Origin of the sequence: Streptomyces sp. NBC_01241 (assembly GCF_041435435.1) — a bacterium.
Classification (GTDB): Bacteria; Actinomycetota; Actinomycetes; order Streptomycetales; family Streptomycetaceae; genus Streptomyces.
This window is the reverse complement of sequence record NZ_CP108494.1, coordinates 369,350-387,783: the sequence shown is the minus strand read 5'-3', so window position 1 is coordinate 387,783 and position 18,434 is coordinate 369,350. Positions and strand designations below refer to the sequence as shown.

The following is an 18,434-nucleotide window of genomic DNA, read 5'->3' as shown; positions in this document are numbered from 1 at the left end:
ACACGGCGTGCTCGTCCTCGCTCGTCGCGCTGCACCTGGCCGCGCAGGCACTCCGGGCCGGTGAATGCGACCTGGCGGTGGCCGGCGGTGTGACCGTGCTGTCCACACCAGGCGTGTTCGTCGACTTCGCCCGGCAGGGCGGACTGTCCTTCGACGGCCGGTGCAAGTCCTTCGCCGCCGCGGCGGACGGCACGGGCTGGTCCGAGGGCGCGGCGGTCCTGGTCGTGGAACGGCTCTCCGACGCACAGCGCAACGGACACCACATCCTCGCCGTCGTCCGCGGCAGCGCGATCAACCAGGACGGCGCGTCGAACGGTCTGACCGCACCCAACGGTCCCTCCCAGCAGCGGGTCATCAGCCAGGCCCTGGCCAACGCCCAGCTCACCACCGCCGACATCGACGTCGTCGAGGCCCACGGGACGGGCACCCGCCTGGGTGACCCGATCGAGGCAGGGGCCCTGCTGGCCACGTACGGCCAGGAGCGCGGCGAGAGCGACGAGCCGCTCTGGCTGGGCTCGGTGAAGTCGAACATCGGGCACACCCAGGCCGCCGCGGGCGCGGCTGGTGTGATCAAGATGGTCATGGCGCTGCGGCACGGTGTGCTGCCGGCGACGCTGCATGTGGACGAGCCGTCGCCGCAGGTGGACTGGTCGGCCGGTGCGGTGGAGCTGCTGACGGAATCCCGTGCCTGGCCCGAGTCGGATCGTCCGCGCCGCGCGGCGGTGTCCTCGTTCGGGATCAGTGGCACGAACGCGCATGTGATTCTGGAGCAGGCTCCGGAGCCCGTCGTCGGGCGGGAGACGGTTGCCGCGCCGCGACAGGCGCCGGGTCAGGTGCCGTGGGTGGTGTCGGCGAAGTCCGACGCTGCGTTGCGGGCGCAGGTGGAACGGCTGACGTCGTTCGTCGCGGAGCGGCCGGAGCTGGACCCCGTGGACGTCGGGTGGTCGCTGGCGACGACCCGGGCCGCGCTGGAACACCGCGCGGTGCTGGCCGGCGACACCGTCCTGGCCACCGGTGCTGCCGGTGACGGACGACTGGCGGTGTTGTTCACCGGGCAGGGTTCGCAGCGTGCGGGCATGGGCCTGGGGCTGTACGAGGCGTTCCCGGTGTTCGCCGAAGCCTTCGACGCGGTGTGCGCGCGCCTCGATGCCCGGCCGGAGCGCCCGCTGCGCGAGGTCCTCGCCGACGGCGTCGACCTTGATCAGACGGCGTGGGCGCAGGCCGGACTCTTCGCCCTCGAAGTCGCCCTCTTCCGGCTGGTCGAGTCGTGGGGCGTGAGCCCGGATGTGCTGCTCGGCCACTCGCTGGGTGAGATCAGTGCGGCGCATGTCGCGGGCATCCTCGACCTGGACGACGCCTGCACCCTGGTCGCCGGGCGCGGCCGCCTGATGCAGGCACTGCCCGCAGGTGGCGGGATGCTGGCCGTCCAGGCGACGGAGACGGATGTCGCCGGCTCCGGTCTCGACGTCGCGGCCGTCAACGGCCCGAACTCCGTCGTCCTGTCGGGCGCGGTCGAGGCTGTCGAACGGTATGCCGCGGAGTGCGCCGAGCGCGGCGTGCGGTTCAACGTCCTGTCGGTGTCGCATGCGTTCCACTCGGCTCTGATGGAGCCGATGCTGGACGATTTCGCGGCGGTGCTGGAGGGTCTGAGCTTCCGCCCCGCGCGGATTCCGGTGGTCTCGAACCTGACGGGTGCGGTGGCCGAGCCGGGTGCCATGCAGGAGCCGGGGTACTGGCTGAGCCAGGTCCGGCAGGCGGTCCGTTTCGCCGACGGCGTCACCGCCCTCGAGGCGATGGGCGTGACCCGCTATCTGGAGCTCGGTCCCGACGGTGTGCTGTCGGGCATGGCCCAGGAGACCGTCACCGACGCCGAGTTCATCCCTGTCCTGCGCAAGGACCGCGACGAGACGGACACCGCGCTGACCGCGGCCGGTCGCCTGTGGGCGACCGGTGCCGAGGTCGACTGGACGACGCTGTCCGCCGCCTGGGGTGGCCAGGTGATCGATCTGCCCACCTACGCGTTCCAGCACGAGCGGTACTGGCCGCAGCCGAACAGGGGCCCGGGAGACCTGGCCGCCGTCGGCCTGACGGGTGCCTCCCATGCCCTGCTGGGTGCGGCGGTGACGCTGGCAGAGGGCGACGGCGTACTGCTGACCGGCCGTCTGTCGCTGGGTGTGCAGTCGTGGCTGTCCGACCATCTGGTGCTGGATCGGGTGGTGGTGCCGGGTGCGGCGTTGGTGGAGATGGTGCTGCGGGCGGGGCAGGAGGTGGGCTGTGGTCTGCTGCGGGAGCTGGTGCTGCGGGCGCCGTTGGTGCTGCCGGAGTCGGGTGGTGTGCAGGTTCAGGTGCGGGTCGAGGGCCCGGATGCTTCGGGTGACCGGCCGGTGCATGTCCATGGGTGTGTCGAGGGCGCGGAGGAGTGGACGTTGCATGCGTCGGGCTTCCTCGCTGTGTCGCAGACGCGGGTGCCTGAGTTCGGTTTGAGTGTGTGGCCTCCGCAGGGTGCGGTTGCGGTGGAGGTCGACGGGTTCTACGAGTCGTTGGCCGGGGTGGGCTTCGGTTACGGTTCGGTGTTCCAGGGGGTGCGGGCGGCCTGGCGTGACGCGTCCGGTGTGTATGCGGATCTGGTGTTGCCGGAGCCGGGTGTGGGGCAGGTCGACGCGTTCGGTATTCATCCGGCGCTGCTGGATGCCGCGTTGCATCCGGCGAATCTCCTGTCCCAGGGCTCGGGCAGGTCCGGAGAGCCGGGGGAGTCGGGGCCGCGGTTGCCGTTCGCGTGGTCGGGTGTGGAGTTGTTCGCGGTTGGGGCGACTGTGCTGCGGGTGGCGATCCGTCCCGAGGGCGAGGGCTTCACCGTGCAGGCGGCGGACGGCACGGGTGCGCCGGTCGCTCTCGTGCGTTCGTTGGTGTCGCGTGCGGTGTCGGCGGAGCAGTTGTCGGCGTCCGGGCACGCGGCGGACGACGCGCTGTTCGCCGTGGAATGGGTGCCGGTTCCGGTATCACCTGGGATCACCGCTGTCACCGAAGAGGACTCGGCGGAGGCTGCGGCGTGGACGGTGCTGCCGGCCGGTGACGGTCCGGTGGAGCAGGTCCTCGGCGAGGTGCTGCGTGGTGTGCAGGAGTGGCTGGCGGACGAGAGCACGTTCGGCTCTCGTCTGGCGGTCGTGACCCGGGGCGCGATGCCCGTGGGCACTGCGGACGTCGTGGACCCGGTGGGTGCGGCGGTGTGGGGTCTGGTGCGCTCGGCGCAGTCGGAGCACCCGGACCGGATCGTGCTCGTCGACACCGACCCGGCCACCGACGACCAGGACGCGGACCTGACGCTGCTCGCCGGTCTCGACGAGCCGCAGGTCGCCCTCCGTGACGGTGCGCTGCTGGTGCCCCGTCTGATGCGGGCCGGGGGTGCTGCGCAGTCTGTGCCGCTGGACGGTGACGGCACGGTGCTGATCACCGGTGGCACCGGAACGCTCGGAGGGCTTCTCGCCCGCCACCTGGTCACCGAGCACGGCGTCCGTAGCCTGCTTCTGCTGTCCCGTCGGGGCGCGGACGCGCCCGGTGCGGCCGCACTTGTCGCGGAGCTCGCCGAACTCGGGGCGCAGGCCAGCATCGTGGCGTGTGACGCGGCCGACCGTGATGCCCTCGCGGCCGTCCTCGCGGGCGTTCCCGCGGAGACTCCGCTGACCGGTGTCGTTCACGCGGCGGGTGTCCTCGACGACGGCATCTTCACCGCTCTGACCCAGGAGCGTCTGGAGACGGTGCTGCGGGCGAAGGTCACCGCCGCTTCGAACCTGGACGAGCTGACTCGCGGCAGCGATCTCGCCATGTTCGTGCTCTACTCCTCGGCGTCGGCGACGTTCGGGACTCCGGGCCAGGCCAACTACTCGGCCGCCAACGCCTATCTCGACGCCCTTGCCGTCCGACGTCGTGCGGAGGGTCTGCCCGGCCTGTCCCTTGCCTGGGGTCTGTGGGAGCAGGCAAGTGGCATGACCGGCGGACTCGCCGAGACCGACCGGACCCGGGTGACCAGTGCTGGTGCTGCCCTGTCCACGGAGCAGGGTCTTGCTCTGTTCGATGCGGCGTTGGGGCTGTCGGTGGCGCATGTGGTGCCGGTCGGTCTGGATCCGGTGGTGGTGCGGGCGGCTGGTGAGGTGCCTGCGTTGTTGCGTGGGCTGGTCGCTGGTGGGGTGCGGCGTGGTGTTGCGCAGGCGTCGGGTGCGGGGTTGGCGTTGGCGCAGCGGTTGCGGTCGATGCCTGGTGCTCAGCGTGCGCAGATGCTGCTGGAGCTGGTGCGCGGCAGCGCGGCGGCGGTGCTGGGCCACGCCTCGGTGGACGCGGTCGGTGAGCGTCAGGCGTTCAAGGACCTGGGCTTCGATTCGCTGACGGCGGTGGAGTTGCGGAACCGGTTGACGGCGGCGACGGGGTTGCGGTTGTCGGCGACGCTGGTGTTCGACTATCCGAGCCCGGTGGTGCTGAGTGATCACCTCCTCTCCGATTTCTTCGGTGGGGTGGAGGCGGCCGGTGAGCCGGTGCGGCCTGTGAGTGTGGCCGAGGCTGATGAGCCGTTGGCGATCGTGGGTATGGCGTGCCGGCTGCCGGGTGGGGTGACCTCGCCCGATCAGTTGTGGGATCTGGTCGCGGGTGGGGTGGACGGTTTGTCGCCGTTCCCGGTTGATCGTGGCTGGCCTGCGGATCTGGCGGGCCGGGGTGCGGGTGTGGGCGGGTTCGTCGATGACGCGGACCGGTTCGATGCGGCGTTGTTCGGGATCTCGCCGCGTGAGGCGCTGGCGATGGATCCGCAGCAGCGGTTGCTGCTGGAGGCTGCGTGGGAGACGTTCGAGTCGGCGGGGATGGATCCGCGTTCGTTGCGGGGTCGCAGTGTGGGTGTGTTCGCGGGGGCGTTGTCGTCGGGGTATGTGGCCGGTGGTGAGGGTCATGTGCTGTCGGGTGCGGCGAACAGTGTGATCTCGGGTCGGGCGGCGTATGTGTTCGGTCTTGAAGGGCCGGCGGTGACGGTGGACACGGCGTGTTCGTCATCGTTGGTGGCGTTGCATCTGGCGGGTCAGGCGCTGCGGTCGGGTGAGTGCGACATGGCGCTGGCCGGTGGTGTGACGGTGATGGTCTCTCCGGCCGCGTTTGTGGAGTTCGATCGTCAGGACGGGCTCGCGGCCGATGGCCGGTGCAAGGCGTTCGCGGGCGCGGCGGATGGCACGGGCTGGGCCGAGGGTGTGGGTCTGCTGCTGGTGGAGCGGCTGTCGGATGCCGAGCGCAACGGGCACAAGATCCTTGCGGTGGTGCGGGGCAGTGCGATCAATCAGGACGGTGCGTCGAACGGTCTGACCGCGCCGAACGGTCCCTCGCAGCAGCGGGTCATCCGCCAGGCCCTGGCCAACGCCCGACTGACCGGCACGGACATCGACGTCGTCGAAGCGCACGGCACCGGCACCCGGCTCGGGGACCCGATCGAGGCCGGGGCCCTGTTGGCGACCTACGGCCAGGAGCGCGGCGAGGCCGATGAGCCGCTGTGGCTGGGGTCGGTGAAGTCGAACATCGGTCACACGCAGGCGGCCGCGGGTGTCGCGGGCCTCATCAAGATGGTGATGGCGATGCGGCACGGCGTGCTGCCGGCGACGCTGCACGTCGACGAGCCGTCACCGCAGGTGGACTGGTCCGCCGGCGCGGTGGAACTGCTGACGGAATCCCGCGCCTGGCCCGAGTCGGACCGTCCGCGCCGCGCGGGTGTCTCGTCGTTCGGCATCAGCGGCACCAACGCCCACGTCATCCTGGAGGCGCCTCCTGCCGCACAGGCCGTCGAGGCGCCGCGGGTGCGTGCCGCGCTCCCTGCTCCGGTGCCGTGGGTGGTGTCGGCGAAGTCCGAGCCCGCGCTGCGGGCGCAGGTGGAACGGCTGACGTCGTTCGTCGCGGAGCAGCCGGAGCTGGACCCCGTGGACGTCGGCTGGTCGCTGGCGACGACGCGGACCGCGCTGGAACACCGTGTAGTGCTCGCCGCCGGCGGTGATGTGCTGGCCGCAGGCACGGCCACTGAAGGGCGGACCGCGTTCCTGTTCACCGGCCAGGGCTCGCAACGCGCGGGCATGGGGCTGGAACTCCATGAGGCTTTCCCGGTGTTCGCGGAGGCGTTCGACGCTGTCTGCGCCCGGCTCGACGTCCGACTGGAGCGCCCTCTCCGGGAGGTCCTCGCCGACGGTGTCGACCTTGATCAGACGGCGTGGGCGCAGGCCGGCCTCTTCGCGCTCGAAGTCGCCCTGTTCCGGCTGGTGGAGTCGTGGGGCGTGAGCCCGGATGTGCTGCTCGGCCACTCGCTGGGTGAGATCAGTGCGGCGCATGTCGCGGGCATCCTCGACCTGGACGACGCCTGCACCCTGGTCGCCGAGCGGGGTCGGCTGATGCAGGCGCTGCCTGCGGGTGGCGGGATGCTGGCCGTCCAGGCGGCGGAGGCCGAGGTCGCCGATTCCGGCCTGGACATCGCCGCCGTCAACGGGCCCAATTCCGTGGTTCTTTCCGGCGACGTGGAGGCCGTCGAGCGCTACGCCGTCGCGTGCAGAGAGCGTGGCCTGCGGTTCAACGTCCTGTCGGTGTCGCACGCCTTCCACTCGGCGCTGATGGAGCCGATGCTGGACGAGTTCGCGACAGTGCTTGCCGGGCTCACGTTCCACCCGGCCCGGATTCGCCTCGTCTCCAACCTCACCGGAGCCGTGGCCGAACCCGGTGCCATGCAGGAGCCGGGGTACTGGCTGAACCAGGTCCGTGGCACGGTCCGCTTCGCCGACGGCGTCACCGCCCTCGCGGCGATGGGCGTGACCCGCTACTTGGAGCTCGGTCCCGACGGAGTCCTGTCGGGCATGGCTCAGGACACCGTCACTGAGGCCGAGTTCATCCCTGTCCTGCGCAAGGACCGCGACGAGACGGACACCGCCCTCACCGCCCTCAGCCGCCTGTGGGCCTCCGGGGCCGCCATCGACTGGACGACGGTGTTCGCCGGCTGGGGCGGCCGGACGGTCGACCTGCCCACCTACGCCTTCCAGCGCGAGCGGTACTGGCCGCTGCCTGACATGGGCGCGGGAGACCTGGCTGCTGTCGGCCTGGCGGGTGCGGGCCATGCGCTGCTCGGTGCGGCGGTAGAACTGGCCGACGGAGACGCGGTGGTGCTGACCGGCCGCCTCGCGCTGGGTACCCAGCCCTGGCTGGCTGACCACGTCGTGCTGGGCCAGGTCGTGGTGCCGGGTGCGGCGTTGGTGGAGATGGTGCTGCGGGCCGGACAGGAAGTGGGCTGCGGTCTGCTGCGGGAGCTTGTCCTGCGGGCCCCTCTGGTGCTGCCAGAATCCGGTGGCGTGCAGGTCCAGGTGAGCGTCGGCGGATCGGACGAGTCCGGAGACAGGCCGGTTCAGATTCATGGCCGGCTGGACGGCGCGGAGGAGTGGACGTTGCATGCGTCGGGCTTCCTCGCTGTGTCGCAGACGCGGGTGCCTGAGTTCGGTTTGAGTGTGTGGCCTCCGCAGGGTGCGGTTGCGGTGGAGGTCGACGGGTTCTACGAGTCGTTGGCCGGGGTGGGCTTCGGTTACGGTTCGGTGTTCCAGGGGGTGCGGGCGGCCTGGCGTGACGCGTCCGGTGTGTATGCGGATCTGGTGTTGCCGGAGCCGGGTGTGGGGCAGGTCGACGCGTTCGGTATTCATCCGGCGCTGCTGGATGCCGCGTTGCATCCGGCGAATCTCCTGTCCCAGGGCTCCGGCAAGTCCGGAGAGCCGGGGGAGTCGGGGCCGCGGTTGCCGTTCGCGTGGTCGGGTGTGGAGTTGTTCGCGGTCGGGGCGACCGTGCTGCGGGTGGCGATCCGTCCCGAGGGCGAGGGCTTCACCGTGCAGGCGGCGGACGGCACGGGTGCGCCGGTCGCTCTCGTGCGTTCGTTGATGTCGCGTGCGGTGTCGGCCGGGCAGTTGTCGGCGTCCGGGCACGCGGCGGACGACGCACTGTTCGCCGTTGAGTGGACTGCGTTGCCGCCGGGCAGTGCGTCCGGTGATGCGGCGGAGGCTGCGGCGTGGACGGTGCTGCCGGCCGGTGACGGTCCGGTGGAGCAGGTCCTCGGCGAGGTGCTGCGTGGTGTGCAGGAGTGGCTGGCGGACGAGAGCACGTTCGGCTCTCGTCTGGCGGTCGTGACCCGGGGCGCGATGCCCGTGGGCACTGCGGACGTCGTGGACCCGGTGGGTGCGGCGGTGTGGGGTCTGGTGCGCTCGGCGCAGTCGGAGCACCCGGACCGGATCGTGCTCGTCGACACCGACCCGGCCACCGACGACCAGGACGCGGACCTGACGCTGCTCGCCGGTCTCGACGAGCCGCAGGTCGCCCTCCGTGACGGTGCGCTGCTGGTGCCCCGTCTGATGCGGGCCGGGGGTGCTGCGCAGTCTGTGCCGCTGGACGGTGACGGCACGGTGCTGATCACCGGTGGCACCGGAACGCTCGGAGGGCTTCTCGCCCGCCACCTGGTCACCGAGCACGGCGTCCGTAGCCTGCTTCTGCTGTCCCGCCGGGGCGCGGATGCACCCGGTGCGGCCGCACTTGTCGCGGAGCTCGCCGAACTCGGGGCGCAGGCCAGCATCGTGGCGTGTGACGCGGCCGACCGTGATGCCCTCGCGGCCGTCCTCGCGGGCGTTCCCGCGGAGACTCCGCTGACCGGTGTCGTTCACGCGGCGGGTGTCCTCGACGACGGCATCTTCACCGCTCTGACCCAGGAGCGTCTGGAGACGGTGCTGCGGGCGAAGGTCACCGCCGCTTCGAACCTGGACGAGCTGACTCGCGGCAGCGATCTCGCCATGTTCGTGCTCTACTCCTCGGCGTCGGCGACGTTCGGGACTCCGGGCCAGGCCAACTACTCGGCCGCCAACGCCTATCTCGACGCCCTTGCCGTCCGACGTCGTGCGGAGGGTCTGCCCGGCCTGTCCCTTGCCTGGGGCCTGTGGCAGGAGGCCAGCGGTATGACCGGGCATCTCCGGGACCAGTTGTCCACGGGGACGTCCACGGAGCAGGGCCTTGCGCTGTTCGATGCGGCGCTGGGGCTGTCGGTGGCGCATGTGGTGCCGGTCGGTCTGGATCTGGTGGCGGTGCGGGCGGCTGGTGAGGTGCCTGCGTTGTTGCGTGGTCTGGTCGCTGGTGGGGTGCGGCGTGGTGTTGCGCAGGCGTCGGGTGCGGGCTTGGCGCTGGTGCAGCGGTTGCGCTCGATGCCCGGTGCTCAGCGTGCGCAGATGCTGCTGGAGCTGGTGCGCGGCAGCGCGGCGGCGGTGCTGGGCCACGCCTCGGTGGACGCGGTCGGTGAGCGTCAGGCGTTCAAGGACCTGGGCTTCGACTCGCTGACCGCCGTCGAACTGCGCAACCGGCTGACGGCGGCGACAGGGTTGCGGCTGCCCGCGACGCTCGTGTTCGACTATCCGAGCCCGGTGGTGCTGACCGACCATCTGCTGTCGGAGTTCTTCGGCGGCGCGGAGGCGGTCGGGGAGCCGGTCCGGCAGGTGAGCGCGGCCGGGACCGATGAGCCGCTGGCGATCGTGGGTATGGCGTGCCGGCTGCCCGGGGGTGTGACGTCGCCCGAGCAGTTGTGGGACCTTGTCTCCGGTGGGCTGGACGGTTTGTCGCCGTTCCCGGCGGATCGTGGCTGGCCGGCCGAGTTGGCCGGTCGGGGCGCCGGTGTGGGCGGGTTCGTCCATGACGCGGACCGGTTCGACGCGGCGTTGTTCGGGATCTCGCCGCGTGAGGCGTTGTCGATGGATCCGCAGCAGCGGCTGCTGCTGGAGGCGGCGTGGGAGACGTTCGAGTCGGCTGGCATGGATCCGCGTTCGCTGCGGGGTCGCAGTGTGGGCGTGTTCGCGGGGGCGTTGTCGTCCGGGTACATGGCGGGTTCCGAAGGGCATGTGCTGTCGGGGGCGGCGAACAGTGTGATCTCCGGCCGGGCGGCGTATGTGTTCGGTCTGGAGGGGCCGGCGGTGACGGTGGACACGGCGTGTTCGTCGTCGCTGGTGGCGCTGCATCTGGCGGGGCAGGCGCTGCGGTCGGGTGAGTGCGACATGGCGCTGGCCGGTGGTGTGACGGTGATGGTCAGCCCGACTGCGTTCGCGGAGTTCGACCGGCAGGACGGATTGGCGGCCGATGGCCGGTGCAAGGCGTTCGCCGCGGGTGCGGACGGCACGGGCTGGGCCGAGGGCGTGGGTCTGCTGCTGGTGGAGCGGTTGTCGGATGCCGAGCGCAACGGGCACAAGATCCTTGCGGTGGTGCGTGGCAGCGCGGTCAACCAGGACGGTGCGTCGAACGGTCTGACGGCGCCGAACGGGCCGTCGCAGCAGCGGGTGATCCGCCAGGCCCTGGCCAACGCCCGGCTGACCGGCGCGGATGTCGATGTGGTGGAGGCGCACGGCACGGGCACCCGCCTCGGGGACCCGATCGAGGCACAGGCGCTGCTGGCCACGTACGGCCAGGACCGTGACGAGTCCGGTCCGCTGTGGCTGGGGTCGGTGAAGTCGAACATCGGCCACACGCAGGCGGCCGCGGGTGTCGCGGGCCTGATCAAGATGGTCATGGCGATGCGGCACGGCGTCCTGCCGGCGACGCTGCACGTGGATGAGCCGTCGCCGCAGGTGGACTGGTCGGCGGGCGCGGTGGAACTGCTGACGGAGGCGCGTTCCTGGCCCGAGTCGGACCGTCCGCGCCGCGCGGGCGTCTCGTCCTTCGGTATCAGCGGCACCAACGCGCACGTCATCCTCGAACAGGCTCCCGAGCCGGACGCTGTTCCGGTTGCCGCGACGCTGCAGGTGCCGGGCCCGGTGCCGTGGATGATCTCGGCGAACTCGGAGTCCGGGCTTCAGGTCCAGATCGAACGCCTGAGGTCGTTCGTCACCGGCCGCCCGGAGCTGTCCCCGGTGGACATCGGCTGGTCGCTCGCGACGACGCGCGCCGCTCTGGAGCACCGTGCGGTTCTGTCCGCGGACACGACAATCGCCACGGGTACCGCCCGCGAGGGTCGGACGGCGTTCCTGTTCACCGGGCAGGGTTCGCAGCGTGCCGGTATGGGCCTGGGGCTGTATGAGCGGTTCCCGGTGTTTGCCGAGGCGTTCGACGCGGTGTGCGCCCGGCTGGACGCTCGACTGGAGCGTCCGCTGCGGGAAGTTCTGACCGACGGCGCCGACCTGGACCGGACGGCGTGGGCGCAGGCCGGCCTGTTCGCCCTCGAAGTCGCCCTGTTCCGACTGGTCGAATCGTGGGGTGTGACCCCGGATGTGCTGCTCGGCCACTCCCTCGGTGAGATCAGCGCCGCGCATGTGGCCGGCGTCCTCGACCTCGACGACGCCTGCACCCTGGTCGCCGAGCGCGGCCTGTTGATGCAGGCGCTGCCCGAGGGCGGCGGCATGCTCGCCGTCCAGGCGACCGAAGCCGACGTCGCCGACTCGGGCCTGGACATCGCGGCGGTGAACGGTCCGAACTCCGTGGTGCTGTCGGGTGATCTGGACGCGGTCGAGCGCTACGCCGCCGCATGCGCCGAGCACGGCCTGCGGTTCACCGTCCTCTCCGTCTCGCACGCGTTCCACTCCGCTCTGATGGAACCGATGCTGGACGCGTTCGCGGCGGTGCTGGACGGGCTGACGTTCCACCCGGCCCGGATCCCGGTCGTCTCGAACCTGACCGGCGACGTGGCCGGCCCCGGGTTGATGCAGGAACCCGGATACTGGCTGCGTCAGGTGCGGCAGGCGGTCCGCTTCGCGGACGGTGTCGCGACGCTTGACGCGATGGGCGTGACCCGCTGCCTGGAACTCGGCCCGGACGGTGTGCTGTCGGGCATGGCCCAGGACGCGGTCACCGGTGCCGAGTTCGTCTCCGTCCTGCGCAAGGACCGCGAGGAGACCGACACCGCACTCACCGCCGTCAGCCGCCTGTGGACCTCCGGTACGCCCATCGACTGGACGGCGCTGTTCGCCGTGTGGGGCGGCCGGACGGTCGACCTGCCGACCTACGCGTTCCAGCGTGAGCGCTACTGGCCGGAATCTTCGCCGGCGGCCGCTGCGGGCGGCGGTGGTGACCTGGTCGATGCCGCCTTCTGGGACGCGGTGGAACGGGAGGACCTGGCAGAACTCGCCGGCCTGGAGTCGGCGTTGCCGGCGCTGTCCGCGTGGCGTCGGCGTCATCAGGAGCGTTCCACGGTCGACTCGTGGCGTTACCGGGTGACATGGCGTCCGCTGGACGGTCTGCCGTCGTCGTCGCAGGCGCTGTCCGGGGTGTGGGCGGTTGTCGGCACCGAGGACCCGGAGGTGTCCGCGGCCCTGTCGGCGGCGGGCGCGTCGGTGGTGGGTGTTCCGGTGGAGGAGGTCTTGGGTCTGCCGGGCCTGGCGGGTGTGGTCCTGGTCGCCTCGGGTGTGGCGGAGATGCTGTCCGTCGTGCAAGGGTTGGCCGGGGTGGACGCGCCGTTGTGGGTGCTGACCCGGGGTGCGGTGTCGGTGGGTGGTTCGGACCGGTTGGGCGATCCGGGTCTGGCGGCGGTATGGGGTCTGGGCCGGGTCGCGGCGCTGGAGATCCCGGGCCGCTGGGGCGGCCTGATCGACCTGCCGGCCGAGCTGGATGCGCGGGCGGGCGCCCGCCTCGCGGGCATCCTGGCCGCCGGTACCGCCGCCGGCGGTGAGGACCAGGTCGCGGTCCGCGGGTCGGGGGTGTTCGGGCGTCGTCTGGTGCGTGCGGTGCCTGCTGCGCCGGAAGACACGTCGTGGAGCCCGGACCCGTCGGGGACGGTGCTGGTCACGGGCGGCACCGGTGCGCTGGGTGCCGAGGTCGCGCGGTGGCTGGCGGGCCGGGGTGTGCCGCATCTGCTGCTGACCAGCCGCGGCGGTGTCGCGCCGGAGGGTCTGGTCGACGAGCTCGCGGGGCTGGGCGCGCGGGTGACGGTGGCTGCGTGCGATGTGGCCGACCGGGAGGCTCTGGCGGCGGTCGTCGCGGGCGTGCCGGACGATGTGCCGCTGACGGGCGTGGTCCACGCGGCGGGTGTTCTGGACGACGGGTTGCTGGAGGGCCTGTCGCTGGAGCGTCTGGCGTCGGTGATGGCGCCGAAGGTGGACGGTCTGGTCAACCTGGACGCGGTGACGGCGGAGCTGCCCGTCGAATGGCTGGTGGTGTTCTCCTCGCTCGCGGGCTCGGTGGGCAGCGCGGGTCAGGGCAACTACGCGGCTGCGAACGCGTGTGTGGACGCGTGGGTGGAGTGGCGTCGCGGTCGTGGTCTGCCGGCGGCGTCGGTGGCGTGGGGTCCGTGGGCCGAGGAGGGCATGGCGGCTGACGGTGTGGTCGTGGAGCGGCTGCGGCGTGGCGGGGTCCGCCCGCTGGACGCGGAGCTCGCACTGCGCGTCTTCGGCGAGGCGATCCGGTCCGGTGACGCGGATGTGACGGTTGTGGACATCGACTGGGAGCGGTTCGTTCCGGTGTTCACATCGGCACGCCCCAGCCGTCTGCTGGCGGACCTTCCGGAAGCGGCCGCGGTCGCGGCGGCTCTGCCGGCCGGCTCGCGTGGGCCGAGCCTGCGGGAACAGCTGGAGGGCCTGCCGGACGGCAGGCGCCGCCAGGTCCTCCTCGACCTGGTCCGGGGGCAGGCCGCCGCCGTGCTCGGACATGCCGGGGTGCAGGCGGTGGAGCCCGGCCGGGCGTTCCGGGAGCTGGGCTTCGACTCGCTGATGGCGGTCGAGCTGCGCAATCTGCTGTCCGCGGCGACGGAGTTGTCGTTGCCGACCACCCTCGTGTTCGACCACCCGACACCTGACACCCTCGCCGACCACCTCCGCGCGGAGCTGACCGGTACGGGAGCGGCGGTCGCGTCCGGTGCGCCGGCACCGTCGGCGGGAACCGACGAGCCGCTGGCGATCGTCGGGATGGCGTGTCGCTTCCCGGGCGGAGTGGGATCGCCCCAGCAGTTGTGGGACCTGGTCTCCGACGGGGTGGACGGGCTGTCCGTCTTCCCGGTCGACCGGGGATGGCCGGCGGAGGTATCCGGCGTCGCGGGCGGCGTGGGCGGATTCGTCCATGATGCCGGCGAGTTCGATGCGAACCTGTTCGGGATCTCGCCGCGTGAGGCGCTGGCGATGGACCCGCAGCAGCGGCTGCTGCTGGAGGCGGCCTGGGAGGCGTTCGAGTCGGCGGGGATGGACCCGCGGTCGCAGCGCGGCCGCAGTGTGGGTGTCTTCGCCGGCACCAACGGCCAGGACTACGGGCAGGTCCTCGCGGCGTCGCAGGACACCGGTGACGGGCACGCTGCCGTGGGGAACGCGGCGGCGGTGCTGTCGGGCCGGGTCTCGTACGCCTTCGGGCTGGAGGGTCCGGCCGTGACGGTGGACACGGCGTGTTCGTCGTCGCTGGTCGCGCTGCACTGGGCAGGGCAGGCACTGCGGGCCGGTGAGTGCGAACTCGCCCTGGCCGGTGGTGTGACGGTCATGGTCACCCCGGGCGCGTTCGTGGAGTTCGACCGGCAGGACGGTCTGGCGTCGGACGGCCGGTGCAAGGCGTTCGCGGGAGCGGCCGACGGCACGGGCTGGGGTGAGGGCGTCGGCCTGCTGCTGGTGGAGCGGCTGTCGGACGCCGAGCGCAACGGGCACAAGATCCTCGCGGTGGTGCGCGGCAGCGCGGTGAACCAGGACGGTGCGTCGAACGGTCTGACGGCGCCGAACGGTCCGTCGCAGCAGCGGGTGATCCGCCAGGCCCTGGCCAACGCCGACCTCACGACCGCTGACGTCGACGTGGTCGAGGCGCACGGCACGGGTACGCGCCTCGGGGACCCGATCGAGGCGCAGGCACTCCTGGCGACCTACGGTCAGGAGCGGGGCGAGGCCGGCGAGCCGCTGTGGCTGGGCTCGGTGAAGTCGAACATCGGTCACACGCAGGCCGCCGCGGGCGCGGCGGGTGTGATCAAGATGGTGATGGCGCTGCGGCACGGTCTGATGCCGGCGACGCTGCACGTCGACGAGCCGTCGCCGCAGGTGGACTGGTCGGCGGGTGCGGTGGAACTGCTGACGGAATCCCGTGCCTGGCCCGAGTCGGATCGTCCGCGCCGCGCGGCGGTGTCCTCGTTCGGCATCAGCGGTACCAATGCGCACGTCATCCTGGAGCAGGCTCCGGAGCCCGAGCCGGTTCCGGTTGCCGTGCCGCGGCAGGCGCCTGGGCTGGTGCCGTGGCTGGTGTCGGCGAAGTCCGGTGCCGCGCTGCGGGCGCAGGTCGATCGGCTGACGTCGTTCGCCGCGGAACGGCCGGAGCTGGACGCCGTCGATGTGGCCTGGTCGCTCGCGACCACACGAGCCGGTCTTGAGCACCGCGCGGTGCTGTCCGGGGACACGACGCTCGCCACCGGCTTCGCCGGCGAAGGCAGGACCGGGTTTCTCTTCACCGGCCAGGGTTCACAGCGTGCGGGCATGGGGCTGGAACTCCACAAGGCGTTCCCGGTGTTCGCGGAAGCCTTCGACGCCGTGTGCGCGCGGCTTGATGTCCGGCTGGAGCGTCCGCTGCGCGACGTCCTGACCGATGGCGTCGACCTGGACCACACCGTGTGGGCGCAGGCCGGTCTCTTCGCCCTCGAAGTCGCCCTCTTCCGACTGGTCGAGTCCTGGGGCGTGACACCCGATGTGCTGCTCGGTCACTCCCTGGGCGAGATCGTCGCCGCACATGTGGCCGGGATCCTCGACCTGGACGACGCGTGCGTGCTGGTGGCCGAGCGGGGCCGGCTGATGCAGGCGCTGCCCGCGGGCGGCGGCATGCTCGCCGTGCAGGCGTCCGAGGCGGAGGTCGCCGACTCCGGCCTGGACATCGCCGCCGTCAACGGCCCGAACTCCGTCGTCCTGTCCGGCACGGTCGAGGCCATCGAGCGGTACGCCGCCCAATGCGCCGAGCAGGGAAGCCGGTTCACCGTTCTGATTGTGTCGCACGCGTTCCACTCCACGCTGATGGAACCGATGCTGGACGAGTTCGCGACCGTCCTGGCCGGCCTCACGTTCCACCCGGCCCGGATTCCCCTCGTTTCGAACCTCACCGGAGCCGTCGCCGAACCTGGCGCCATGCAGCAGCCCGCGTACTGGCTGAACCAGGTCCGCGGCACGGTCCGCTTCGCCGACGGTGTCAAAGCACTCGCAGCGATGGGCGTGACCCGCTACCTCGAACTCGGCCCGGACGGCGTCCTGTCGGGCATGGCCCAGGACACCGTCACCGACGCCGAGTTCGTCTCCCTCCTGCGCAAGGACCGCGAGGAGACCGACACCGTGCTCACGGCGGCCGGTCGATTCTGGGTGTCCGGAGCCGAGGTCGACTGGACGGCGGTGTACGCCGGTTGGGGCGGTCGGACGGTCGATCTGCCCACCTACGCGTTCCAGCGTGAGCGCTACTGGCCGGAGCCTTCGGCCACGGCTGCCGCGGGCGGTGGCGACCTGATCGATGCGGCGTTCTGGGACGCGGTGGAACGTGAGGACCTGACGGAACTCGCCGGTCTGGAGTCGGCACTCCCGGCGCTGTCGGAGTGGAGGCGGCGCCACCGGGAACGCTCGACGCTGGACTTGTGGCGTTACCGCGTCACCTGGCAGCCGCTGGACGGCCTGCCCGAGACGGCGGTGCTGTCCGGTATCTGGGCGGTCGTGGGGACCGAGGATCCGGAGGTGTCCGCCGCGTTGGAGGCCGCGGGCGCGACCGTGGTCGGCCTGCCCGCCGAGGAGGTGCCGGGACTGCCTGGCCTGGCGGGTGTTGTCCTGTCCGCGTCCGGGTGGGCGGAGACGCTGGCCGTGGTGCAGTCACTGGCCGGGGTGCACGCACCGCTGTGGGTGCTGACACGAGGTGCGGTGTCCGTGGACGGTTCCGACGGGCTCGGCGATCCGGATCTGGCGGCGGTGTGGGGTATGGGCCGGGTCGCTGCCCTGGAGCTGCCGCAGCGCTGGGGCGGTCTCGTCGACCTGCCGGCCGAGCTGGACGCGCGGGCCGGTGAGCTTCTCGCGGATGTCCTGGCCGCCGATGCGGCCGGTGCGGGTGAGGATCAGGTCGCGGTCCGTGGGACCGGGGTGTTCGGGCGTCGGCTGGAGCGTGCGCTGCCTGGCGGTGTGCCGGCCACGCCGTGGGACCCGGACCCGTCGGGCAGCGTGCTGGTCACGGGCGGCACCGGTGCGCTGGGTGCGGAGGTGGCGCGCTGGCTGGCGGGCCGGGGTGTGCCGCATCTGGTGCTGACCAGCCGTGGCGGCGTCGCGCCGGAGGGTCTGGTCGAGGAGTTGTCCGGGCTGGGGGCGCAGGTCACGGTCGCGGCCTGCGATGTGGCCGACCGGGACGCCCTGGCGGCGGTGATCGCCGGTGTTCCGGAGCAGTGGCCGCTCACCGGCATCGTGCACGCGGCCGGTCTCGACCTCCCGCAGCGGATCGAGGAAGCCACCCCCGAGACCTTCGCGACGGTGCTCCGCGCGAAGGTCGACGGGACCCGTTACCTCGACGAACTCACCGCCGGGATGCCGATCGGTCTGTTCGTGGTGTTCTCGTCGATCGCCGCGACCTGGGGCAGTGGCAGTCAGAGTGCGTACGCGGCGGGCAACGCCTTCCTCGACGCCTGGGTCCAGCACCGCCACGACCGCGGACTCCCTGGTACGTCCATCGCCTGGGGCCCCTGGGCCGGAACGGGCATGGCGGCCCAGGGCGAGGCGGAGCAGGGACTGCGCCGGCGCGGGCTGACCCCGATGGAACCGGACCTGGCGATCCGCGCCCTGGCCCAGGCGGTCGACAACGGCGACAGCAGCCTCACCGTCGCCGACGTCGACTGGACACGCTTCGCCGAAGCCTTCACCCTCCTGCGACCCAGCCCACTGCTCCACGAGTTCGCGGGAACGGCCGGGGCCCTGACCGTGCCACAGGAGGAGGGCGGGGCGAGCGCTGCCGATCTGCGCGCACGACTGGCTCCGCTGAGTCCTCAGGAGCAGGAGGCGGAGCTGTCGGAGATGATCCGCCGCGGTATCGGCGCCGTGCTCGGTTACAAGTCGGAGGAGGACATCGACAGGCGGCCGTTCCGGGACCTCGGGTTCGACTCGCTGACCGCGGTCGAGTTCCGCAATGTGCTGGCGAAGGACAGCGGGCTGCAGCTCGCCTCGACGGTCGTGTTCGACCATCCGACGCCGTCCGCACTGGTGCGGCACCTCCTCGACGAGCTGGGCGGGAGCGTGGCCGACGTGGCCGAGCCCATGATCAGCGCCCTGGACGAGCTGGACGCGGCCTTCGCCGCCGGTCGGACGGACGGGCTGGTCCGGGCCCGGGTGGCGGTTCGGCTGCAGGCATTCCTGGAGAAGTGGACGGCGGGCGAGCCGACCGCCGCGGACGAGTCGCTGGCCGAGCGGCTCGACGCGGCCGGTGACGACGAACTCATCGCTCTCATCCAGAAGGAGCTCGACGAAGGAGCGGAGTAG

At 71.8% G+C, this 18,434-nt stretch carries 1 protein-coding gene (cut by a window edge); it reads left to right on the top strand.

What is annotated here, in order from left to right:
• A protein-coding gene (locus OG306_RS01795) for a type I polyketide synthase (RefSeq protein WP_371665058.1) crosses the window boundary here: on the top strand, positions 1 to 18,434 show its 3' portion. 9,898 nt of this gene lie to the left of the window's left edge; 18,434 of the gene's 28,332 nt are visible here — the last part of the coding sequence; its start codon lies off the left edge, out of view; its stop codon occupies positions 18,432 to 18,434.